The 22,358-nt window shown below is 72.7% G+C and carries 16 protein-coding genes; 8 read left to right on the top strand and 8 right to left on the bottom strand.

All coding sequences use genetic code 11. The features are described 5' to 3' along the window. Positions 1–517: 517 nt before the first annotated feature. Positions 518–1,216, bottom strand: coding sequence for a copper homeostasis protein CutC (locus tag AB0K36_RS09390; RefSeq protein WP_364590574.1), 699 nt, complete (start codon positions 1,214–1,216; stop codon positions 518–520). 187 nt (positions 1,217–1,403) lie between these two features. Between AB0K36_RS09390 and AB0K36_RS09385 the strand changes: the two genes are divergently transcribed. The 3 genes from AB0K36_RS09385 (at position 1,404) to AB0K36_RS09375 (ending at position 5,670) form a co-directional block, all read left to right on the top strand. After that, on the top strand, positions 1,404–3,662 hold the full coding sequence (locus tag AB0K36_RS09385) for a heavy metal translocating P-type ATPase (protein ID WP_364590571.1): 2,259 nt from the start codon (positions 1,404–1,406) through the stop codon (positions 3,660–3,662). Positions 3,663–3,728: 66 nt separating this feature from the next. Further along, positions 3,729–4,379: an HD domain-containing protein gene (locus AB0K36_RS09380; protein WP_364590568.1), complete on the top strand. Its 651-nt coding sequence runs from the start codon at positions 3,729–3,731 to the stop codon at positions 4,377–4,379. An 88-nt stretch (positions 4,380–4,467) separates the two neighbouring features. Further along, positions 4,468–5,670 carry a Cmx/CmrA family chloramphenicol efflux MFS transporter gene (locus AB0K36_RS09375; protein WP_364590685.1) on the top strand — a complete coding sequence of 401 codons (1,203 nt, stop codon included), beginning with the start codon at positions 4,468–4,470 and terminating at the stop codon, positions 5,668–5,670. Positions 5,671–5,724: 54 nt separating this feature from the next. On the opposite strand, the gene AB0K36_RS09370 is transcribed toward AB0K36_RS09375, so the two are convergent. Further along, a complete protein-coding gene (locus tag AB0K36_RS09370; RefSeq protein ID WP_364590565.1) occupies positions 5,725–5,991 on the bottom strand; it encodes a DUF4031 domain-containing protein in 267 nt (88 codons plus the stop codon). After that, positions 5,988–6,344: a DUF8819 family protein gene (locus AB0K36_RS09365; protein WP_364590562.1), complete on the bottom strand. Its 357-nt coding sequence runs from the start codon at positions 6,342–6,344 to the stop codon at positions 5,988–5,990. The genes AB0K36_RS09370 and AB0K36_RS09365 overlap by 4 nt, the downstream gene beginning before the upstream one ends. A gap of 56 nt (positions 6,345–6,400) precedes the next feature. Here AB0K36_RS09365 and AB0K36_RS09360 point away from each other — a divergent pair, with 56 nt between their 5' ends. Continuing rightward, on the top strand, positions 6,401–7,315 hold the full coding sequence (locus AB0K36_RS09360) for a MurR/RpiR family transcriptional regulator (protein WP_159690556.1): 915 nt from the start codon (positions 6,401–6,403) through the stop codon (positions 7,313–7,315). A gap of 39 nt (positions 7,316–7,354) precedes the next feature. Continuing rightward, positions 7,355–8,287, top strand: coding sequence for an N-acetylmuramic acid 6-phosphate etherase (gene murQ / locus AB0K36_RS09355; protein ID WP_364590559.1), 933 nt, complete (start codon positions 7,355–7,357; stop codon positions 8,285–8,287). 133 nt (positions 8,288–8,420) lie between these two features. On the opposite strand, the gene AB0K36_RS09350 is transcribed toward murQ, so the two are convergent. Beyond that, positions 8,421–9,866, bottom strand: coding sequence for an alpha/beta hydrolase (locus AB0K36_RS09350; protein WP_364590557.1), 1,446 nt, complete (start codon positions 9,864–9,866; stop codon positions 8,421–8,423). Between the two features lie 49 nt (positions 9,867–9,915). Then, a complete protein-coding gene (locus AB0K36_RS09345) occupies positions 9,916–14,325 on the bottom strand; it encodes an AAA family ATPase (protein WP_364590554.1) in 4,410 nt (1,469 codons plus the stop codon). A gap of 87 nt (positions 14,326–14,412) precedes the next feature. Between AB0K36_RS09345 and AB0K36_RS09340 the strand changes: the two genes are divergently transcribed. Continuing rightward, complete coding sequence (locus AB0K36_RS09340) at positions 14,413–15,408, top strand: translation initiation factor 2 (RefSeq protein ID WP_364590551.1); 996 nt, start codon at positions 14,413–14,415, stop codon at positions 15,406–15,408. Positions 15,409–15,609: 201 nt separating this feature from the next. Here AB0K36_RS09340 and AB0K36_RS09335 read toward each other — a convergent pair whose 3' ends face one another. Together AB0K36_RS09335 and AB0K36_RS09330 are read right to left on the bottom strand one after the other, a co-directional pair. Next, positions 15,610–16,302, bottom strand: coding sequence for an ABC transporter ATP-binding protein (locus AB0K36_RS09335; protein ID WP_189468687.1), 693 nt, complete (start codon positions 16,300–16,302; stop codon positions 15,610–15,612). Positions 16,303–16,351: 49 nt separating this feature from the next. Then, positions 16,352–17,812 (bottom strand): ABC transporter permease, encoded by a 1,461-nt coding sequence (locus AB0K36_RS09330; RefSeq protein ID WP_364590548.1) that lies wholly within the window; start codon positions 17,810–17,812, stop codon positions 16,352–16,354. A gap of 149 nt (positions 17,813–17,961) precedes the next feature. On the opposite strand from AB0K36_RS09330, the gene AB0K36_RS09325 reads away from it, so the two are divergent. Next, positions 17,962–18,630, top strand: a complete 669-nt coding sequence (locus AB0K36_RS09325) for an ArsR/SmtB family transcription factor (protein ID WP_364590545.1) — start codon at positions 17,962–17,964, stop codon at positions 18,628–18,630. Beyond that, positions 18,627–19,985, top strand: coding sequence for an MFS transporter (locus tag AB0K36_RS09320; RefSeq protein WP_364590542.1), 1,359 nt, complete (start codon positions 18,627–18,629; stop codon positions 19,983–19,985). Before AB0K36_RS09325 ends, AB0K36_RS09320 begins: the two co-directional genes overlap by 4 nt. Here the strand turns inward: AB0K36_RS09320 and AB0K36_RS09315 are convergent. Further along, a complete protein-coding gene (locus AB0K36_RS09315; protein WP_364590539.1) occupies positions 19,967–22,288 on the bottom strand; it encodes a hypothetical protein in 2,322 nt (773 codons plus the stop codon). The genes AB0K36_RS09320 and AB0K36_RS09315 overlap by 19 nt on opposite strands. Between the last annotated feature and the right edge of the window lie 70 nt (positions 22,289–22,358).

The raw sequence follows: 22,358 nt of genomic DNA, 5'->3' as shown, positions 1-22,358 counted from the left end.
CGGACCGGCCCCCCGGCCCCGGCGGGAAGCCCTTCGCCCGGAGGGGCGTGGCCCGCCGCACCTGCGGGCCTGAGCCGGACCCGAGCGGCAAGCCCCCGCCCGGCACACCGGCGGCCGGGACCTGACCCGGTCAGGAAGCCCGTCGCCCGGCGGGGCGGGACCGGGCACACCCGGCGGGAAGCCCCTCCGGCTGGCACATCCGCGGTCGGGGCCGGACCGGGAAGTCCCTCGCCCGGCGGGCGCGTGGCCATGCGCCCCCGGCCGGTGTGGCATGGGCCGTCCTGCCCACCCCGGCCAGGGCCGCACGGCCCGACTTGTCACCCGTCCAGGGCCGAACCCCGTCGGCACACCCCTCGCCCGGCGAGCGCGCGACCGGGCATACGCCCGGCCGGTGCCGCATGGGGCCGACCCGCCATCCCCGCCTGGGCCGCACGGCCCGACCCGTCACCCCGGCCGAGGCCGGCATGGCCCCCGGCCCGGGCCGGGCCGGGGGCGAGACCGCCGCGCCCCGGGCTCGCTACGCGTCGAGCGCCGTGCGCCATTCGCGGACCGCTGCCGGGTCCACGGGGGTCGACCATCCGCCGGGACGTGCCGCGCCGCCGATGTGGAAGCCCGTCAGGCCCGCCTGCCGCAGACGCGGGACGTGGTCCAGGCGCAGGCCCCCGCCGACCAGGAGCCGCGGCTCGTAGCCCGGTTCGCCGTGCCGTGCGGCTTCGGCGAGAAGCGTGCGCATGCCGTCGTCGACGCCCGCGGGGGAGCCGGCCGTGAGATACGTGTCGAGCCCGGGCAGGTCCGCCAGTTGCTTGCGCAGGGAGTCGCGGTCCGCCGCGTGGTCGATCGCGCGGTGGAAGGTCCAGCGGCAGTCGTCGACGACGGCCAGCAGCCGTTCGATCGTGACGAGGTCCGGCTGCCCGTGGTCGTCGAGGAACCCGAGGACGAACTCGTCCGCCCCCACCTCACGCAGTGCTTGCGCGGCCCCGACGAGGGCGTCCACGTCCGCCGGGCCGCCGGCCGCGAAGCCGTCGGAGAGGCGGAGCATCACGCGCAGCGGGATGTCCACGGCCGCGCGGATCGCCGTGAAGGTGGAGACCGGCGGCGTCAGCCCGTCGGCCGCCATGTCGGTGACCAGCTCCAGCCGGTCGGCCCCTCCGGACTGGGCGGCGACCGCGTCCCCCGCGTCGAGGGCGATCACCTCCAGGAGTACACGGTTGCTCATGGGACCCATTCCTCCAGGCTCCGACAGGTCTAGTCCATTGGCCAGCCTAATGCTCGGCGAGCCGGACGGCAGCCACACCCCTGATCCTTCCCGGGAAGCGGGCTTGCATCCAGTACGGGGTGGGGGTATACATGGAGACATCAAGAGATACCCCCTAGGGGTATCGAGAGAGGCCGAGGAGAACACCATGCCGCAGACAGCGACCGAATCCCGCTCCGTAGAGCTCGCCATCGGCGGGATGACGTGCGCTTCGTGCGCGGCGCGGATCGAGAAGAAGCTCAACCGCATGGACGGTGTGGAGGCGACCGTCAACTACGCCACCGAGAAGGCGAAGGTGACCTTCGCCGAGGGCACCGCCGTCGCCGATCTGATCGCCACCGTGGAGGCGACGGGCTACACCGCCGCCGAACCGGCGCCGCCACCTGTCGAGGGCGGGCCGGCGGCGCAGGAGGAGGCCCCGGCGGACGACGGGCTGACCCCACTGCGGCAGCGTCTGGTGACCGCGGTCGTCCTCGCCGTCCCGGTGATCGCCATGGCGATGATCCCGGCGCTGCAGATCGAGTACTGGCAGTGGCTGAGTCTGACCCTGGCCGCGCCGGTGGTCACCTACGCGGCCTGGCCCTTCCACCGGGCGGCGTGGACGAACGCGAAGCACGGCGCGGCGACGATGGACACGCTGATCTCGGTCGGTACGTCGGCGGCGTTCCTGTGGTCGCTGTGGGCGCTGTTCTTCGGCACCGCCGGCACTCCCGGCATGACGCATCCGTTCGAGTTCACGATCGCCCGCAGTGACGGGGCGGGGAACATCTACCTGGAGGCGGCGGCAGGTGTCACCGCGTTCATCCTGGCCGGGCGGTACTTCGAGGCGCGCTCGAAGCGCCGGGCGGGCGCGGCGCTGAAGGCGCTGCTGGAGCTGGGCGCCAAGGACGTGACCGTGCTGCGCGACGGCCGGGAGGAGACGATCCCGACGTCCGGCCTGAAGGTCGGGGACCGGTTCCTGGTCCGGCCGGGCGAGAAGATCGCCACCGACGGCACGGTGGTGGAGGGCGCCTCCGCCGTCGACGCCTCGATGCTCACCGGCGAGTCCGTCCCGGTGGAGGTCTCGGTCGGCGACACCGTCACCGGCGCCACCCTGAACGCCGGCGGCCGCCTCGTCGTCGAAGCCACCCGCGTCGGCGCCGACACCCAGCTCGCCCGGATGGCGAAGCTGGTCGAGGACGCGCAGAACGGCAAGGCCGCGGCCCAGCGCCTGGCCGACAGGATCTCCGCCGTGTTCGTCCCGGTCGTCATCGCGCTCGCCCTGGGCACCCTGGGCTTCTGGCTCGGCAACGGCTCCGGCCTGACCGCCGCGTTCACGGCCGCCGTCGCCGTCCTGATCATCGCCTGCCCCTGCGCCCTGGGCCTGGCCACCCCGACCGCGCTGATGGTCGGCACCGGCCGCGGCGCGCAGCTCGGCATCCTGATCAAGGGACCCGAGGTCCTGGAGACCACCCGCAAGGTCGACACGATCGTCCTCGACAAGACCGGCACCGTCACCACCGGCAGGATGACCCTGCTCGCCGTGCACACCGCCGACGGCACCGAGGAGGCCGAGGTGCTGCGGCTGGCCGGTGCGCTGGAGAACGCCTCCGAGCACCCCATCGCCCAGGCCGTCGCCGCCGGGGCCACCGAGAAGCTCGGCGGCCTGCCCACCCCCGAGGACTTCGCCAACATCCCCGGCCTGGGCGTCCAGGGCATCGTCGAGGGCCACGCCGTCCTCGTCGGCCGCGAGCGGCTGCTCGCCGAGTGGGCCATGGAACTGCCCGCCGGCCTCGCCCGCGCCCGGCACGAGGCCGAGGCCGCCGGCCGCACCGCGATCGCCGTCGCCTGGGACGGCGAGGCCCGCGCGGTCCTCGAGGTCGCGGACGCCGTCAAGGACACCAGCGCGGAAGCCATCAGCCGCCTGCGCGCCCTGGGCCTCACTCCCATCCTCCTGACCGGCGACAACGAGGCCGTCGCGAAGAGCGTGGCCGCCGAGGTCGGCATCTCCCCCCAGGACGTGATCGCGGAGGTCATGCCCGAGGACAAGGTGAACGTCGTCAAGCGCCTCCAGGCCGAGGGCCGCAGCGTCGCCATGGTCGGCGACGGCGTCAACGACGCCGCCGCCCTCGCCCAGGCCGACCTCGGCCTCGCCATGGGCACCGGCACCGACGCCGCCATCGAGGCCGGCGACCTGACCCTCGTCCGCGGCGACCTCAACGCCGCCGCCGACGCCATCCGCCTCTCCCGCAAGACCCTCGGCACCATCAAGTCCAACCTGTTCTGGGCCTTCGCCTACAACGTCGCGGCCCTCCCCCTCGCCGCCGCCGGACTCCTCAACCCCATGATCGCCGGAGCCGCCATGGCCTTCTCCTCCGTCTTCGTCGTCGCCAACTCACTGCGACTGCGCGGCTTCAAGGCCGCGTGAAGGCACGCGAAGGGCCCCGGGGCACCCGCCCCGGGGCCCTTCGCGTGTGCGGGCACAATATGAGCCATGACCGATCGATCCGCCGACCTCCGCGCCCGCTGGACCGACGCGCTCCTCGCGGCCCGCGGGGACGCGAACGGCCCCGACCCGCTGCCGTACGGGGAGAACCTGCTCGCGCGCTGGGCCGAGCCGCAGCGGCGGTACCACACCACCGGCCATCTGATCGCGGTCCTCGGCCACATCGACACCCTCGCCGGCCATGCGGACGATCCCGACCCCGTACGGCTGGCCGCCTGGTTCCACGACGCCGTGTATCTCCCCGACCGCTCGGAGAACGAGGAGCGCTCCGCCCGCCTCGCCGAGCGCGCCCTTCCGGAAGCCGGGCTGAGTGAGCGGGCGACCGCGGAGGTGGCCCGGCTGGTGCGCCTGACCACCACCCACGCCCCTGACGACAGCGACCGCAACGGCCAGGTGCTGTGCGACGCGGACCTGGCGATCCTGGCCGCCGCCCCCGACGCGTACGCCGCATACGCGGCGGCGGTACGCGAGGAGTACGCCTTCGTCCCGGACGAGGCCTTCCGTGACGGCCGTGCCGCGGTGCTCCGGCAGCTCCTCGCCCTGCCCCGGCTGTTCCGTACGCCGCACGGCCGGCAGGAGTGGGAACAGAAGGCCCGCCACAACCTCACCGTCGAGCTGGAGCTGCTCGCCGCGTCCTGACCACGCGGCCCGGCCGGGAATTCCAGGCTTCAACCACCTGTTGGCAACTGTCATGCCCGACCCTTCCGAACGCCCCGCTCGCGCCCGTATGCCGCTCGCCGTCTACATCCTCGGCCTCTCCGTCTTCGCCCTCGGGACGAGCGAGTTCATGCTCTCCGGGCTGCTGCCGCCCATTGCGGCGGACATGGACGTCTCGATCCCCCGGGCCGGGCTGCTGACCTCGGCGTTCGCGGTCGGCATGGTGGTCGGCGCCCCGCTGCTCGCCATCGCGACGCTACGGCTGCCCCGCAGGACCACGCTGATCACGCTGATCTCCGTCTTCGGCGTCGGCCAGGTCGCCGGCGCCCTCGCGCCCAGCTACGAGATCCTTTTCGCTTCCCGTGTGATCAGCGCGCTCGCCTGCGCCGGCTTCTGGGCGGTGGGCGCGGCCGTCGCCATCGCGATGGTGCCGGTGACCTCCCGTGCCCGGGCCATGGCCGTCATGATCGGCGGACTGTCGATCGCCAACGTCCTCGGCGTCCCCGCCGGCGCGTTCCTCGGCGAGCACCTGGGCTGGCGGTCCGCGTTCTGGGCGGTCGGCGCGGCGTCCGCCGTGGCGCTCGTGGGCGTACTGATGCGGATCCCGCACATCCCGCTGCCCGAGCAGAAGCCGCAGCTCCGGAAGGAGCTGACGATCTACCGTGACCGCCAGGTCTGGCTGGCCGTGGCGATCACCGCGCTGGCGGCGGGCGGTGTGTTCTGCCTGTTCACGTACCTCAGTCCGCTGCTCACCGATGTGGCGGGACTGGACGCCGGCTGGGTGCCGACCGTGCTCGCGCTGTTCGGCATCGGCGCGCTGGCCGGCTCGACGATCGGCGGGCGGGTGGCCGACGCGCACCTGTTCGGCGTCATGCTCAGCGGCATAGCCGCGTCGACGGTGCTGCTGACGGCGATCGCGCTGTTCGCCTCGTACGCCGCCGCAGCGGTGGCGCTGTCGTTCCTGCTCGGCTTCTCCTCGTTCTTCACGGCCCCGGCGCTCAACGCCCGGATGTTCAACGTCGCGGGCGCGGCGCCGACGCTCGCCGGAGCGACGACGACCGCCGCGTTCAACCTGGGCAACACCGGCGGGCCCTGGCTCGGCGGCGTGGTGATCGACGCGGACCTCGGCTTCACGTCGACGGCCTGGGCGGGCGCGGCCATGATGGTCGTCGCCATCGTCCTCGTGGCGGCGGCGCTGCGGCTCCACGGCAGCTCACGGGTGGTGTCCCAGTCGGTCCCGGGCGAGCGGGCCGTCTCCGCGGAACGGGTGTGAGCGGACGTCCGGGCGAACGGGTCCGGGCCGCCCGGTTCCCCCTCCGCCGGTCCCTCAGACGGAACGCCCCTTGGGCCGCCGCAGCCCCGCGCCCGTGAGGCGGCGTACGAGCTCCTTGGAGCCGATCTCCACCGCGCCCGCCGCGACGGCGTCCGCGTAGCGGTGCGAGGGGACGTCGTAGTGGTCGCGTTCGAAGGCGCGCGGCGGGCAGCCGATGGACGCGGCGAAGGCGTGGAGCTCCTCGAACGACACGTCACTGACCAGGTGGGACCACATGCGGCCGTGACCCGGCCAGGTCGGCGGGTCGATGTAGACCGTCACGTCAGGCCGCCTATGGGTGCCACCACCACGCCCGCCTTGCCGCACACCCAGTGCGGGTCGGGCCCGAGCTCCGGCTGGATCTCCAGGGCGTGCGGGTCGCCGGCGTCGCACACCGGGCACAGCGGCCAGCGGCCGTGCCGCTCCAGCAGGGCGTCCTGGACGTCTTGGGCGACCAGACCGGCGATGTACTCGACGCCTTCCGGCCACTGCTCGACCCACCAGCGGCGGTGCGTGACGGCGTCCTCGACCATGGAGACGACTCCCGCGTCGGCCACGTCTCGGGCGGCCAGATCGGTGAGGACCAGGGCCCGGGCCCGGTGCAGAGCCTGTTCCAGTGGGTTCGAGTCGTCCATGCACCCATTGTCTCCGGGTCTTGACGCCACCCGAAACGCGAAAATACCTTTCAAGTGTGACCAATCAAGTGAAGGAAATTTTCAGCGGTGACGCTCCCGCCCCCGCCGCCCTCGCGGCCAAGGTGCGTACGCTCTCGCCGTCCATGACCCGCTCCATGCAGCGGGTCGCCGAAGCCGTCGCCGACGACCCGGCAGGCTGCGCGGCCCTCACGGTCACCGGCCTCGCCGAGCTCACCGGCACCAGTGAGGCCACCGTGGTCCGCACCGCCCGCCTGCTCGGCTACCCCGGCTACCGCGACCTCCGCCTGGCGCTCGCCGGCCTCGCCGCCCACCAGGAGTCCGGCCGGGCGCCCGCCATCACCACCGACATCGCCGTCGACGACCCCATCGCGGACGTCGTCGCCAAGCTCGCCTACGACGAGCAGCAGACCCTCGCCGACACCGCCGCCGGTCTCGACACCGTCCAGCTCGGCGCGGCGGTGGCCGCCGCGTCGACCGCCCGCCGCATCGACATCTACGGCGTCGGCGCGTCCTCGCTCGTCGGCATGGACCTCGCCCAGAAACTGCTCCGCATCGGCCTGATCGCCCATGCCCACGCCGACCCGCACCTCGCCGTCACCAACGCCGTGCAGCTGCGCTCCGGCGACGTGGCCATCGCGATCACCCACTCCGGCTCCACGGGTGACGTGATCGAGCCGCTGCGGGTCGCCTTCGACCGCGGCGCCACGACGATCGCCATCACCGGCCGCCCCGACGGCCCGGTCTCGCAGTACGCCGACCACGTGCTGACGACGTCGACCGCCCGCGAGAGCGAGCTGCGGCCGGCCGCGATGTCGTCCCGCACGAGCCAACTGCTCGTCGTGGACTGCCTGTTCATAGGCGTCGCCCAGCGTACGTACGAGTCGGCGGCCCCTGCCCTCGCCGCCTCGTACGAAGCCCTCGCGCACCGCCACAGCCCGCGCACCCGCTGACCGAACCCCCCGCGTACCAAGAAAGCCGAGCCGCTCTTCATGACCTCCACCTACGGTGAACTCCGCGCCCAGCTGGCCACTCTCACCACTGAGGCGTTCCGGCCCGAGCTCGCCGACATCGACCGGCTGCCGACGCTCGAGATCGCCCGGATCATGAACGGCGAGGACGAGACCGTCCCCGCCGCCGTCGCCGCGCAACTGCCCGCCATCGCCGCCGCGATCGACGGCACCGCGGAGCGGATGTCCCGCGGCGGCCGGCTGATCTACGCGGGGGCCGGCACGGCGGGCCGGCTGGGCGTGCTCGACGCCAGCGAGTGCCCGCCCACCTTCAACACCGACCCGTCGGAGGTCCTCGGCCTGATCGCGGGCGGCCCGACCGCGATGGTCAAGGCCGTCGAAGGCGCGGAGGACAGCAAGGAACTGGCCGCGGCGGACCTGGACGGCCTGGAACTCACGGCCGACGACACGGTCGTCGGCATCTCGGCGTCCGGCCGCACCCCGTACGCCATCGGCGCGGTGGAACACGCCCGCGCCCTCGGCGCCCTCACCATCGGGCTCTCCTGCAACGCGGACAGCGCGCTGGCCGCGGCCGCGGAACACGGCATCGAGGTCGTCACCGGGCCCGAACTCCTCACGGGGTCCACCCGGTTGAAGGCGGGCACCGCGCAGAAGCTGGTGCTCAACATGATCTCGACGATCACGATGATCCGCCTGGGCAAGACGTACGGGAACCTGATGGTCGACGTCCGCGCCTCCAACGACAAACTCCGCGCCCGTTCCCGCCGCATCGTGGCGCTGGCCACGGGCGCGTCCGACGAGGAGATCGAGTCGGCCCTGGAAGCGACGGACGGCGAGGTGAAGAACGCGATCCTGGTGATCCTGGGTGACGTCGACGCCCCGACGGCGGCCACGCTCCTGGCCCGCACCTCGGGCCACCTGCGCGCGGCCCTCACGGCCTCGTCGGGGACCTGACCGGGCTCACTTCCAGGACCGCCGGCCACACCTGCCGGCCCGTCACCGGTGAGGGACGGTCCGATCCGCCACATCGGGCCTCGACGACCGTGACGACATCGCGTCGGCCCTCGACGACCGTGACGACATCGCGTCAGTCCTCGACGACCGTCACGACGTCACGGCACAGCACCCGCGGCCGCTCCGCCTCGACCTCCAGCACCCAGGTACCGGAAGGGGCCGTGAGGTCCGCGACCAGGCTGCCCGTACCGTCCGGTTCCAGCCGGACCGGGGCTGCCGCCGGCACCCCGTCCCGGACCATGCGTGCCCGTACCGTCCTTCCCAGGTCGGCCATCCCGGTGACCGCGACCTCGAAGGGCTCGCCCGCGACGGCGAAGTCCGGAGCCGCCAGTCCGAAGTCCTCCCCCGCCAGCGTTTCCCTGGCGGGCTTGCCCCTGCGGATGGCGGCGAGTTGGTGGCCGACCGACTCCGCCCCCGCCATCGTGGCGTGGCGCTCACCGCCCCAGACCGCCTGCGACATGTCGTCGAGGGCCCACTTGGCGAAGGCCGACTCCTCCGGGACGGTGCCGTCGCCGGTCCACTCCTGGGAGTTGTCGAGCCAGGTGGGGAACTCGAGCGTTCCCTCCACGCCGACCACCACACCGTGCACGGTGGGGTGCGCCCTGCCGCCCAGGCAGTGCACCCGGTACGGAGGCACGGGCAGGGCCGACCGGCTCGCCTCCCAGGCATCGGTGAACTCGCGATGGAAGGCGAAGGCGTCGTCCACCAGCTCCGACGGCAGATCAGGCACGAACCCGTCGGTCAGCGGACGCCACCGGCTGCCGCCGTCGGCCATGGCCGCCTTGTACACCGGCAGCAGCTGCGCCACGGACGGAAACGTGCGGGCCAGGTCCACCAGTGCGGAGTTGACCCGCGCCGCCTTCCGCATCGCCTTCCGGCGCAGCCTGCCCTGGTCCGCGCCGGGCCCCACACCGTTCTTCGTGAGGAAGCGGACCGCCTTGGCCGCGCCGCGGTGCGGCGTGCCGATGGTGACCAGCGAGCGGGCGATGTCCCGGCCGCCCAGGCACTCCAGGTAGTAGCGGGCGATCAGGCCGCCCATGGAGTGGCACATGAACACGACCTTCGGCACGTCGTCGTGTGCCTGGGGATAGAAGCCCGCGGCCCGCTCCCGCCATCGGGCGAGCGCCGATTCCACCCGGGTCCGCAGACGGCGCGCGTTGAGCCGATTGGACAGACGCCAGTCGTAGGCGAAGGCCACGTACTGCCCGGGGCGCAACCCGCCCTGCGGATGGTGGTCGGGGCTGCGCTCCAGCATCGCCCTGACGTCCGGGTAGCCGAGGAACGACACCAGACCGGGCAAGGCGTCGGGTCCCTTGAGCAGTTCGTCGGCGTCCACCGCCCACGGCTCTTCCGGTTCGTCGTCGCCGATACCGGGCGGCAGCGCGAGGCGCTCCGCGGCCTTGGAGGGGCGCAGCATCTGCAGCGCGGCCTGCTTCGACTGATGCCACAGGTCCCGTCCGTCCCGGGTCAGCCGGCTGCCGAGAATGCCCGGCACGAAGACCACAAGGTCGTGCTCCATCGCGGATGTTCTCCCTTTCCTTGTCCGTTCGGGCTGCCGTCCCGGGCCGTCAGGACCGGGCGGCCTGCACGGCACTCCGGATCAGCGGCTCCGGCAGTCTGATCTGGTCGCAGCGGACGCGTCCTTGCACCGCGAGCGTGATGCCGAGCCCGGCGTCGAACGCGGCGTCGGCCGCCTCGATGTCCAGGCCCCGGTGCGGCGCGGTGAGTTCGTCGAGCCACACCTCACCCCCGACGTGCCGCACGGACGCGGTCCGCGCGCCGCCGAGGACCAGCAGCAGCGGATCGCGGGCGCGCCCGCAGAAGGCGAGGGCCGCAGGGCTTCCGTGCGCGTGCGCGAAGCTGGTCGTCGTCCACTCCCCCTCTTCGCACTCCGCCAGATGCACCGCGCCCGCACGGGTCCAGGCGATCAGTGGCAAGAGCTCGCCGTCGACGAGTCTCGCGCCGAGCGCGGCACCGACGGGGCGGTCGGGTGCGGCCCGCTGCCCACCGGCGGCGACGAGGCCCGCCCCGGTGCTCTCCCACAGCCGCAGGGCGTCCACGCAGTCCGCCAGCACCCAGGTGCGCCCACCCGCCGAGTGGGCGTGCACGTCCCGGATCCGCACCTCCGGGACGCCCGCTTCGCCGGAGCTCTGCCACGGACCGGTCCCGTCGGGCCGGGTGAAGCGCCGGACCTGACGTCCGTCGGGGACGAACAAGTGCAGGCCGTCGGGCGTGGACGCGAGTCCCAGGCCCTCCGCGTGGTCGCCGGCATCGCCGCCGAGGCCGACATGCCCGTCGCGTTCCCAGTCGCCCGTATCGTCGGCGAGCCGCCACATCTGGACGCGCCGCCCGGCGACAGCCGCGACCACCCACTGTCCGCCGTGCCGGACCGAGGACACGGCAGTGACCCTCGCGTCGTGACGCAGCACGGCTTCCGCGCCGACCGGTCCTTCACGGGCGTCCTGCCGGGTGACGAGCACATCGCCGCCCCAGACCCTGGTGAGCAGGGCGGGAGCCCCTGGTTCCGCCGCTGTCAGCCGCACGACCGGGCGCTCGTCGTGATCGCGCCGCCGGACCTCGCGGCCCGCGCGCACCGCGGCGGGCACATCGAGCAGCCTCACCTCCGCGCCGTCGCCGACGGCAAGCCGGCCCGAGCCCGACGGGTCGAAAGCCAGGCCGTTGCGCCTGCTGCCCAGGCCGAAGGAACACCCGAAGGTGCTGTCGGTGACACCCGTCACCCGCACCGTGCTGCCATGGTCCTCGTACAGCGCGACGAGCGGCAGTTCACCGCACAGCCCGAGCGCCACGTCCCTGGAGGCCGACTCGGCGACGAGCTCCGGCGTGAAGCGCGGGGTCGCGGTGTACCCCTCCGCGAACAGCCGCCACACACGGACCTGTTCACCGTCGACCACCGCGAGCAGGCCCCTGTCGTCCCCTTCCGGCAGCGCCGCCGCGGCGAACGCGGTCCCGTGGAGCGTGTCGAGCTCCCACTCCCGCCGGACCCAGTGCTCGTCACCGGAGAGCTTGCCGTGCAGTTCGTGCACGGTCACCGTGCGGCCCGCGGTGAGCAGGAAGCCGCGGTCGCGCAGCCCGAGCAGCGCGACGCGACCCGCCTCCACGGGCAGAACGGTGCCGCGGACCTCGGCCGACAGTCCTGCCACGACCGGCCAGCGCCACGCCCAGACACGGCGGCCGTCGGCCGCGGCGACCAGCAGGTCGTCGCCGAGCCGCGCGGCGGCGACGCTGCCCGGCGTACCGCCCCAGTGGAACGTCCTCCGCGGCAGGCGTTCACGCCCCGACCACAGGTGCACGGAGGAGCCGTCGTGGGCGACCGTCACCCGCCGGGTCCGGGTACCCGCTTCGCACACCTCTGTCAGAACGGCCCGGCTGCCGTGCTCCGACCCGGTGGTGCGGCGTGTCAGCACATGGTCGCCGGTGCCCGCGTCGCGGACGGAGATCTCTCCTCGCCCCGCGACGGCGATCGTGCCTCCCTCCGCGGCCGACCAGCTCACCGCCCGGGCTCCGCCGAGGGGCGCCGGCAGGGACAGCTCCAGCGGCTCCGGTGGCGTGTCGGTCCACACCTCGTCCCAGCACAGTTCCTTGAACTCCCGCAGGCCCTCGATCCGGCGTACGTACTCCGGATGGCCGGCGTGGGCCACCGCACGAAGAATCGCTCTGCGCTCCCGGCGATCGGTGTGCCGCCGGAATTCGCCGCCCACCCGCCGGTACAGCGCCGCGCCCTCACAGGTGGCGGCCAAGGAGGCGGCGAGCGGCAGCATCACGTCCGGCCGGGTCCGCACCAGGAAACACGGGTCCCCGAACAGCTCCTCCAACGGATCCGGCTCGTCGTCGAGCACGACCGCCGCGCTCCGGGCCTGCGCTGCGTGCGCTCCGAGGTAGGCGAGGGTGTACTCGTCGGCCGTGTCCCAGTCACCGGCCAGTTCGTCGTAGACGCGGCGGTGGGCGGCGGCGTGACCGAGCTTCGCGCGGGCCAGCAGCGCCGTTCCGTAACTGGCGTGCCCCAGGCGGTGAACGGGAGGTCTCCCCCGCCGGTGCTCCACGGTCAGGAGGACGTCGGTGACCCTGCTCAGCACGGTGTCGAGCGACTGACGCGACACCTTCGGCGAGCCGCGGCGCAGCAGTGCCCGCGCCATGCGGAACCACAGGTCGCGATCGGACAGTCCGTCGCCCTGGGCCAGGGCCAGCGGCAGCAGCAGTTCAGCGGCGCCGAACCGGCCGGACGGATCGAGGGCCTCGAGCTCGTCCTCCATCCGTGCCCGCAGGTCCGTGCCTCCCTCGCGGACGAACTCCTCCAGCCGGCTGCCCGACAGGCACTCCGGCTCCCGGGCGAGGGCCCGGGCGACCAGCTTCGCCACGAGAAATCGCCGCCGGCACTGTTCCGCCACACGCCGAGCGGTCTCCAGGCGCACGCCGTCGTTCTCGCGACCCGCGTAAGGAGAACCCTCGTACGCGGCGAGGTCCGCCGCGACGACGGAGGCGATGTCCCGCTCGGTGTCGGCGTCCTGGTCGATCCGGAGGTCGGGCGCCGTCCGGTCCAGAGCGTCCAGCAGCGATTCGCGGCCCACTCCGTCGGTGATCTGCCGGGGGTGGGCACGGGTGGCCACCACGACCTTCACGCCCGGGCGGTGCGACAGGGGGTTGAGCAGCCTGCGCGCGATCTCGTGGGCCTGGCCGGGCATGGCCTCGTCGAGGCTGTCGACCAGCAGGTTCAGCCCACCCACCCGCTCCACCAGCGAGCTCACGCGGTCCACGCACTGCTCCGGGGTGATACCCGCCGGCGGCGGCTCGGCACCCAGCGGCCCCAGCGCCTCGACCACGGTCCTGGCCAGCGAATGCGGCGACCCGCCCTGGCAGGACACCGCGGCGTGGATCGAACCGGGGCGGGGCCGGGTCCGGACCGGGGGTTCCGGCCGGAGCGACTCGCGCATCTCCGGCACGGACAGCAGGGCCAGCCGGCCGAGCAGTGCGGACTTGCCGGTGCCGGCCGCGCCGGTGACGACGAGCATGCCCTGCGTCGTCGCTTCGAGCCAGGTGACCAGTCTGCTCAGCGGCTGTACGCGGCCGGTGAAGCGGAGCCGGGAGGCGCGGTCGGAGATCTGGTCGAAGTGTTCCGGCCGGAGCCACGGCAGGTGGTCGGGCGGCCGGGCGGCCGTCCGGAACACCTTGTTCTTCTCCGAGAAGTACGGATTGTGCAGGAACCGCGTGTCCAAGGGCCGGATCACGGCCGCCCTGGGCCGCTGTTCGGGATCGGTCAGACCCGCTTCCCTGGCCTTGAGGTCTACGGCCTCCAACAGGTCCGGTAAGGAGAGGTAGAGCGCCGTGGGCTCGAAGGGCCGCACCATGCCCTCGAGTTCGAGCCGCTCGTCCGCGACGGCCTGCTCCAGCCAGTCCACCCAGCGGCCCTCGTCCACCTTCAGGCCGGCGCCTGCGGTGGCGGCGACGACGAGGCCCCGTTCACGCGGCGATCCGCCGGAGAATCGGCCGTACGCCTCGACGAGGGGGCGCGCGGCTCCCAGCGTGCTCTGCGACTGGCAGGCGTCGACGACGATCAGGAATTCGGTGTCCCGCTCGACGGCGCACCTCTGGAGCAGGTCCGTGAAAGGCATGGCCCGGTTCAGGTCCATGCCTCCGGTGGAGAAACTGTCCCGGCAGCCCAGGATGTAGCCGCGGTCCCCGAGGTCGTAGCCATGACCCGTCCAGTAAAGGATCTTGCGGGTCGCCTCGTGCTCGAGGAAGCGGCTGAGCCCCGCCTTGACGTCGTCCAGCGTGCCGCCGCCGTCGAGCCGCATCTCGTGGGCGAACCCGAACCGCTTCACGCACAGCTCGGTGAACCGCCGACGCGCGTCCTCGACGAGCTTGCGGTCGAGCCGCCCCTCGGGATCGTCGTACGCCTCCATGGCCACGGTGCCGACCAGCCCCGACGCCCTGAGTTCCTCACGTACGAGGTGAACAGTCATCCCCTCCCCCTCCCGTCCCTATCATGGTCCATCTGCCGTGACGTGCGTCATGCCGACTGTCAACCGCCCGGGGCGAAAGGCGAATTGATGACTCAGAGGGACCGTTTCACCGTGGTCGGACGACAGACCGACTGCCATGTCTACGAAGGCGACGGGACACGGCCGATCGCCGAGGAGAACATGCGGGTGAAGTACGTTCCCGGGCGCGTCCGCTTCCCGGAGGAGATCGGCCGCTGGCGGCGGGAGATCGAGGAGGAACAAGCCGCCAAGGAGGCGGCCGGGGAACCGCATCGCTGGAACAACCCGCGCTTCGCCGTGGAGCGCCTGACCGTCGCCCGCACCCACACCGCGGAGGAGCCGGTCGCGACGCTCACGCTGCGGGACGCGGACTACTACGACTTCCTCACCACCTCCATCAACCTCGACCGCATGAAGAGTGACGGGCAGACGCTCCGCGAGCAGTACATCGACGGCAAGGACCCGCTGGACGCGGAGCCGTTCATGTTCTGCAGCTTCGGCGTGAACGTCGCGGTGGAGACGGGCAAGGACAAGAAGACGGTCATCTCCCACCGCAGTTCCCGGGTGGCGGGACACAACAAGTCGAAGTGGAACTCGTCCGCGAACGAGGGCCTGGCCCGTAACCACGACCTGGCTCCCGACGGGAGGATCAGCCTGCACGCCGTGGCCCGCCGGGCGATGCGCGAGGAGCTGGCCGTGTACGAGTCCGACGAGGTCGACCTCGAACTCCTCGGCTTCGGCCTCGATGTGCGCAACAACCAGTGGGCGGCGTTCTTCCGGGCGGTCCTCACCGATCTGACCGAGGAGGAGCTGAGGGCGCGGTGGAGCCGCGGCATCGAGGACAAGTGGGAACACGACCGCCACGCGTTCGTGCCGGCCGACCCGGAGAGCGTTCTGCGCTTCCTCCGCGACGAACCGGCGGAGAACTGGACCCCGTGCGCCCCCGCCCTCTTCTACCTGTCGCTGGTCCGAGCGGCGGTCCGCGCCCGGGACAACGACCCCGCGGCCCGCTTCGAGGTGGAGGCGATCGAACGCAGGATCGTGCGGGAACTCGACGACGAGTAGCCCCCGGGACGGAGCCCCGGCGACCGGGCGAGCGCCACGTCTCCGGCCGCCCGGTCGCTGCTCACCTCCGAGGGTGCCCTCAATCGCCGGACAGGCCGAGGCCGGCAAGTTCAAGCCCCGCCGGCGATCGAGGCGCGGGGCCCGGGGCGGAGCCCCGACAACCCGGCCGCGCCACGACGCCGACCCCGGCCACGCCCCGCGCTACGCCGCGTCGACCGCTCGTTCCTTCACCGTCACCCGCCCCTTGCGGATCGTCGCGATCCGCCTCGTCCGGCGCGCCAGCGCCGAGTCGTGGGTGACCATCACGAACGTGAAGGCGTGCTCCTCCCACAACGCCTCCAGCACCTCCATGATCTCGTCGCGCATCGACTCGTCCAGGTTTCCCGTGGGCTCGTCCGCGAGCAGTACCGCCGGCCGCTTCACCAGCGCACGCGCGATCGCGACCCGCTGCTGCTGCCCGCCGGACAGCTCGCCGGGCAGGTGCCGCAGCCGCTCGCCGAGCCCGACGGCGGCCAGCGCCTCACCGGCGCGTTCCCTGCGTTCGCGCGCCTTGAGACCGGGGAGCGGCACGAGCGCCGTCTCGACGTTCTCCTGCGCGGTCAGCGTGGGGATCAGGTTGAAGCTCTGGAAGACGAAGCCGATCTTCTCCGCCCGCACCCGCGTCAGCCTCGCCTCCGGCAGGGTCGCCAGGTCCGTCCCGTCGAGGACCACGCTGCCCTCGCTCGGCCGGTCGAGGCCGCCGAGCATCTGCAGCAGCGTGGACTTGCCGCCTCCTGTGGGGCCCTGGATGACGAGCCGGCCGCCGTCCTCGATGGTCAGGTCGACGCCGTCGAGGGCGTTCACACTGTCCTTGCCCCGCCGGTAGCGCTTGGTGACGCCACTGAGCTGGTACATCGTCAACTCCTGTTGTACGTGGAAGAGAAGGGGCCCGGTCCGGGCCTGGTCACTCGACGCGGCGCAGCGCGTCGGCGGGCCGGAGCCGGGACGCCCGCCAGCCGCCGAAGCCGCCCGCGACGAGACCGCCGGCGACGGCGAGGGTCACGGCGAGGCCGATCGTGGTGAGCGAGACGGGCGCGGTGAGCGCGATGTCGAGGGCGCGGTCGGCCGAGTCCCTCAGGGGTCCGCCACCGCCGCCGGGACCGGCGACCCGGAGGCCGCCGCCACCGCCCGCCGCGCCCGCCCCGGCGCCGCCGCCGAGCTGAGCCGTGAGCGTCGGACTGAAGGTCGTGATCAGCCACGCACCGGCGAGCCCGAGCGCGATCCCGAGCGCACCGCCGACGAGCCCGTTGACGAGGGCCTCACCGGCGACCTGCCGGGTCACCCGGCCGCTGCGCCAGCCGAGCGCCTTGAGCGTGCCGAACTCCCGTACGCGTCGGCTGACCGCCGAGGACGTCAGCAGTCCGGCGACGAGGAACGCCGCGGCCAGCACCAGGAAGGAGAGCCACTTACCGACGCCCGACGCCAGGTCGGACGCCGTGGACAGCGATCCGGAGACCGTCTCCGCGAGGTCGGCGGACGTGGTCACGGTCGTACCGGAGATGTTCTTCTGGATGGTCTCCTTGACGCCGTCGATCTTCTGCGAGTCGGTCGCCTGGACGTAGACCGTGGTCACCTTGTCCTTGGCGTCGGCGAGCTTCTGCGCCTGGGCCAGCGGAAGGTAGACGTTGGCCGCGGCGTCGCCGCTGTCCGCGGTCGCGATGCCGATGATCTCGAAGTCCGTGCCGGAGATGGTGAGTTTCTTGCCCGGGCCGAGGTCCTTCTCCTTCGCGTAGGCGCTGTCGAGGACGGCGACCCGCGCGTCGGTCTCGCTCTCCTTGAAGGTCCGCCCGGAGGTGATCGTCGAGGAGGTCAGGGGCCCGAGCTCCTGGTGGGCGACGTCCGTTCCGTACGCCGTGTACGAGTCGACGTCGAAGTCGGCCCCACCACCGCGCACCGCGCCCCCACCGGCGCCCGGCCCGCCCTGGCCGGGCTTCTGCTGCACCGCCCCGCGCTTGAACTCGCCGTTGACCTTCATGACGTTGACGCTCAGTCCGCCGACCGCGCCCGCGACGCCGTCCTGCTTCGCGACCTCGGCGACGGTCGAGGAGGCGAGGGTCTCGAAGCCCTGGACCATGACGATGTCGCTGCTCTGCTCCGCGTCGTCGCCCTCGTCCTTGGCGTCGAACCGGAAGCGGGGCCGCCGCACGGTCTCGCCCTCGCCGGGCGGCTCCGCGGCCTTGGTGACGGTCATGTCGGTGCCGAGCCCGTACAGCGATTCCAGGACCTTGTCCTGGGCGCGGTTCATCCCGGACGAGACGGAGTTGACGACGATGACCAGCGCGATCCCGAGGGCGAGCCCCGAGGCGACGACGAGCGCCGCTTTTCTGCGGCGGCGGAGTTCACGCCGGAGGTAGGTGAAGAACATGGCGTGACGGTATGGACGCGGCGTGATGAGGAGTTAAGGCCCGCATGAGAGCCGCATGAGTTGTTCCGCCGACGCCGGGCGGCAAGACTCCCAAACAAATTCTGCAAAAACTATTTTGCTAAGTACCCGGCTCGCCCTACGCTCGCCCCGTGACCGATGACGAACACCGCCGCCGCGTACTCGATCCCCACCAGGACGCCGCCGCCCTCAAAGCGCTCACGCACCCGCTGCGGATCCGGCTGCTGGGCCTGCTGCGCATGGAGGGGCCGGCCACAGCGAGCGAACTCGCCGTCAGGACGGGCGAGTCGTCCGCGTCGACCAGCTACCACCTGCGGGTGCTGGCCAAGTACGCGTTCATCACGGAGGCGGAGCACCGCGACGGCCGCGAGCGGCGTTGGAGGTCCGTCCACGAGGTCACGAGCTGGAGCAACGCCGCGATGGCCGGCTCACAGGAGGCGCGGGCGTTCGTCGACGTGGCCCGCCGCGCCCAACTCGACCATCTGGCGCGCTCCCTGGCCCGGCACCAGGAGGACCTCGACACCGGAAGGCTCGACGGGGAGTGGCTGGAGCCGTCCGGCTTCACCGACCTGGTGGCCCGCCTCACGCCGGAGTCGCTCACCGAACTGTGGGCGGCGTTCGAGCGCACCGTGAGCGAGCTCGCCGCCCGCGACGAGGGCGACCCCCGCACCGAGCAGGTCGTGCTCTTCACGGCCGGGCTGGCACTCGCCCCGGAGACCGGGGCGCGCGGAACGGCGCCGGACGTGGGAGCGAACAGCGCGAAGGCCGGTACGGAGTCAGCGACGGAGGACGGCTCGTGAAGCCGCTGGACCCCCGCGCCGCACGCCGCCGCTTCGCCACCGTCACGTTCCTCTTCTGGCTCCCCGTCGGCCTCTACCTGCCGTCCCAGGTCCTGCTGCTGACCGAACGCGGCATGAGCCTCGCCGTCGTCGCCGGGCTCTTCGCCGTCCACTCCCTCACCGTGTCCGTCATGGAGCTGCCCACCGGCGGCCTGTCCGACGTCCTCGGCCGCCGGCCCGTCCTCGCCGCGGCGGGTCTGCTCAACCTGTGCGCCCTGACCGTGATGGCACTCGGAACCACCGTGTGGGCGCTCGCCGTCGCCATGTTCCTGATGGGCTCCGGCCGCGCCCTGTCCAGCGGCCCCGCGGAGGCCTGGTACGTGGACACCGTCCAGGCCCACTCCGGCGCGGGCGCCGAGCTGCGCACGGGCCTGGCGCGCGGCAACACCGCATCGGCCGCCGCGCTCGCCGCCGGAACCCTCCTCGGCGGGACGCTGCCGCTCCTGCTCGGTCTCGGCGCCGACCCGGGCGCCCGGCTGGCCGGCGCCACCGGCGGCCTCGTACTGCCGCTGTCGGTACCCGGCCTGCTCGGCGCGGCCGTCGGTGTCGGTTTCGTCGCGTACGTGCTCACCGCCCTGCCGGAGCCGCCCCGTCCGCCGGCCACGCTGCGCGGGGTGCTCCGCGGCGTCCCGGCGACGATGCTGGGCGGGCTGCGCCTCGGTGTGCGGGACGCCCTGATCCGGCGGGTCCTGCTGACAACAGGGGCCGTGGGCGCGGCGCTGGCGGCCCTGGAGCTGCTCACCCCGGGAAGGGCCGCCCGGCTGACCGGCGCCCCCGAGTCGGGCGCGGTGCTGTACGCGGCACTGGCCTGCGCGGGATTCGTCTGCACGGCGGTCGGGAGCCACTGCGCCCCGTGGGCCGCCCGGCTGACGGGCAGCAGCGAGCACGCCGTACTCGCGAGCATCGGCACGGGGGCCTGCGGGCTGACGCTTCTGGGTGTGACGGCGGCCTGGGACGGCCCGGCCTCCCTGGTCCTCGCCGTCGCCGGCTACGCGCTCGTCCACCTCGGCCTCGGCGCCGCCGGCCCGAACCAGAACGACCTCCTCCACCACCGCGTCGACAGCACCGTCCGTGCGACCGCGCTGTCGGTGAAGTCCCTCGCGCTCCAGTCGACCGCCGCCCTCACCGGTCTGGTCGCGGGCTCCCTGCCGATCGGGCCGCTGCCCTGGCTGGTGAGCAGCGCGGTCCTGTTCACGGGCGCCCTGCTGTGGACGCGCCGGGCGCGGACCTCACTCCCGGCCCCGGCCCCGGCGGTCGCCGGCCTCCGGCCCGGACACCCGGCGCAGCCGGCTTCCCTTCAGAAGAAGTCGTCCTGACTTCCGCGTCGGGCCCCGTCGCGTGCGGCGGGAGCAGCGGCGCTCCGCCGAGACCCTGCCGTGGCAGCGGCATTCGGACGGCGCCGTCTCCACCACAGCAGCAACGCCGCTGCCGCCAGAACCACGGGCAGCAGACGCAGGGCCGACGCGACGACACCCAGGGGCTCTTCCTGCGGGTCGAGGTCGGCCGCCCGACCCGGTGCGGGGGCCGGCGGCTCGGGGCCGGCCGCCTGACGCGGTACGGGCTCGCCGAGCCAGATCGCTCCGTGGCCGTCGGCGGACGGCGCGCTCAGGGAGCGGTTGATCTTCTGGGGGAGGTCCGCGAAGGCTGCCGTGAAACGGTCGTCGGAGACCTTCGTGACGGGGATTCTGGTGAAGTCGACGCCCCCGTAGACGTAGCTGCGTACATAGGTCGTCCCGCCTTCGGTGGTCCTGTCGGTGACCTTGAACTCGCCCTTGGTGTACGAGTCGACGAACCGGTCGAAGGTGTCGGTGGGCTTCCAGCGGCCGTCGCTCCGCCAGTTGTCGATGTCGCCCGTGTCGATGAGGTCGCCGTAGGTGGTGTCCTTGCTGCGGCTCAGGTCGCGGTACCACTCGGCGGCGACCCGGGCGAGGTAGACGCGCCGTAGTTCTGCGTACTCGGGCGCGGTGTTGATGGCCTTCTTGAGCTCGGGAAGGATCAGGCCGCGGAAGTGCTGCTCGTTGTGGTCCTCGGTGGCCTTGTCCTGCCGGGGACATGTACCGGTGGCGGACTCGCCCCGCTGCTTCAGGTACTGGGTCTCCATCTTGACGTCGAGGGGCGCGTCGAGGATGTAGAGCTCGTCGCCGTCCTGGCGGACCGACGCGGGTGCGGGCAGGATCCACGTCCGGTAGGACATGCAGCTTCCGCGGATGCCGTCCCAGAACTGCCGGCCTCGTGCGGAGTGGGGGTGGATGAGCTCGCCGATCGTCTTCTTCATCCGCAGATCGGCCTCGAGCAGGACACGTCCGGCGTCCGTACGGCCGAGCCGGTCGTCGACGATGCGGTCCGGCTCGTCGGGATTGAGGTTGACCCAGAAGGCCGACGGGTCGAGGGAGAGCCAGACGAAGAACGCGTCCGAGCTGCCCTCGGCGGCGTCGAGGCCCGCTCCCGGAGAGCTGCCGCCGTCGGCGGAGAGGGGAGCCTGGAAGGAGTACCGCAGACCGCCGCCGTCGCCGGGGTCGGCGAGATAGCGCAGTTGCAGGGACGAGAAGTCGATCCCGCCGGGCGCCTCGGGCACGGGCTGTGTCAGGGCTCGGGTCAGGCCGCCCTCGGTGTCGTCCGCGGTGCCGTTCTCTCCGCACGGGTCGGCCGCCCGGGGTGCGTTGCGTGGAGCGGTCAGCGCGACGGTCGTCAGCTGGGGGCGCAGGCCGAGGGCCTGGCCGTCACACGGTTCGGCGGCGCGGGGGTTCCGGAAGAACCGGTTCTCCTTCCTGGTCTGCGCCAGGCGCCGACTCTCCGCAGCTTTGCGCTCCTTGATCAGCGTCTTCTGTGCCGCCACCTCCCGGGCCATGGTGGTCTTCTCGGCGTCGGCCTGCGCCTTGGCCCTGTTGATCAGGTCGTTCAGCTCGTCGGCCGAGCCCCTGCCGTCCACCACGGAGTAGATGACATCGGTGGTGGCCGGGATCCTGCCGGCACACTGCGGCTTGCACGGCGACCGGTCGCTGTAGATCACGAAGAGCCGTTCCTGGGGCACCGGTTTCCGCGCGTCCTTGCTCAGCAGGGCCAGGTCCCACACAAGGATGCGCAGTTCGGAGTGGTTGCCGTCCATGCCCGCCGAGGCCTCGTTGGCGTGCGGGACGACGACGAACTTCTCGATCCCGGGGCGTTCGCCCATGCGTAACCGCTCGTACAGCGCCGGGTCGTCGTGCTTCAACGCGGCGGTCTCCACCACCTCCAGGCCGCGGGTGTCCACGTCGTCGAGCCCCGTGATGTCCACGAAGCCGAGCGCGACGTTCCGCGCCCCGTCGATCCGTTGCGGGTTCCTGCCGCCCTCGAGCTGGGACCGGTGGCCCCACACCGCCTGCCGGTAGACGTACGACCGGTGACCGATCGGGTCGCGGTACCAGTCGCCGTCGATCCGTGTCAGTGATCTCCCGGACGGAGCGGGCTTGCGGTCCTTCTTCCCCCCGTCGGACGTGAGCTTCAAGGTGTGGCCCGGCGATTGCGTCCGCGGCTCGGCGGAGGCGTCCGCCGAGCCGCCGCCCGTGCCCAGTGACAACCCGAACATCAGCAACGACGCGGCCAGAGCCCGCGGCCCCCTGCGTCCTCCGGTCAACGACATGTCGCTCCCCCTGTTTCCGTCCGCCCACGGTGAGCCGTGGCCGGTCCGTCGGGAAAGGGCCTTCCCTCTT

The organism is Streptomyces kurssanovii (assembly GCF_040677245.1).
GTDB lineage: Bacteria > Actinomycetota > Actinomycetes > Streptomycetales > Streptomycetaceae > Streptomyces > Streptomyces kurssanovii.
Note: the sequence above shows the minus strand (reverse complement) of the source record. Positions and strands in the feature narration are given on the sequence as shown.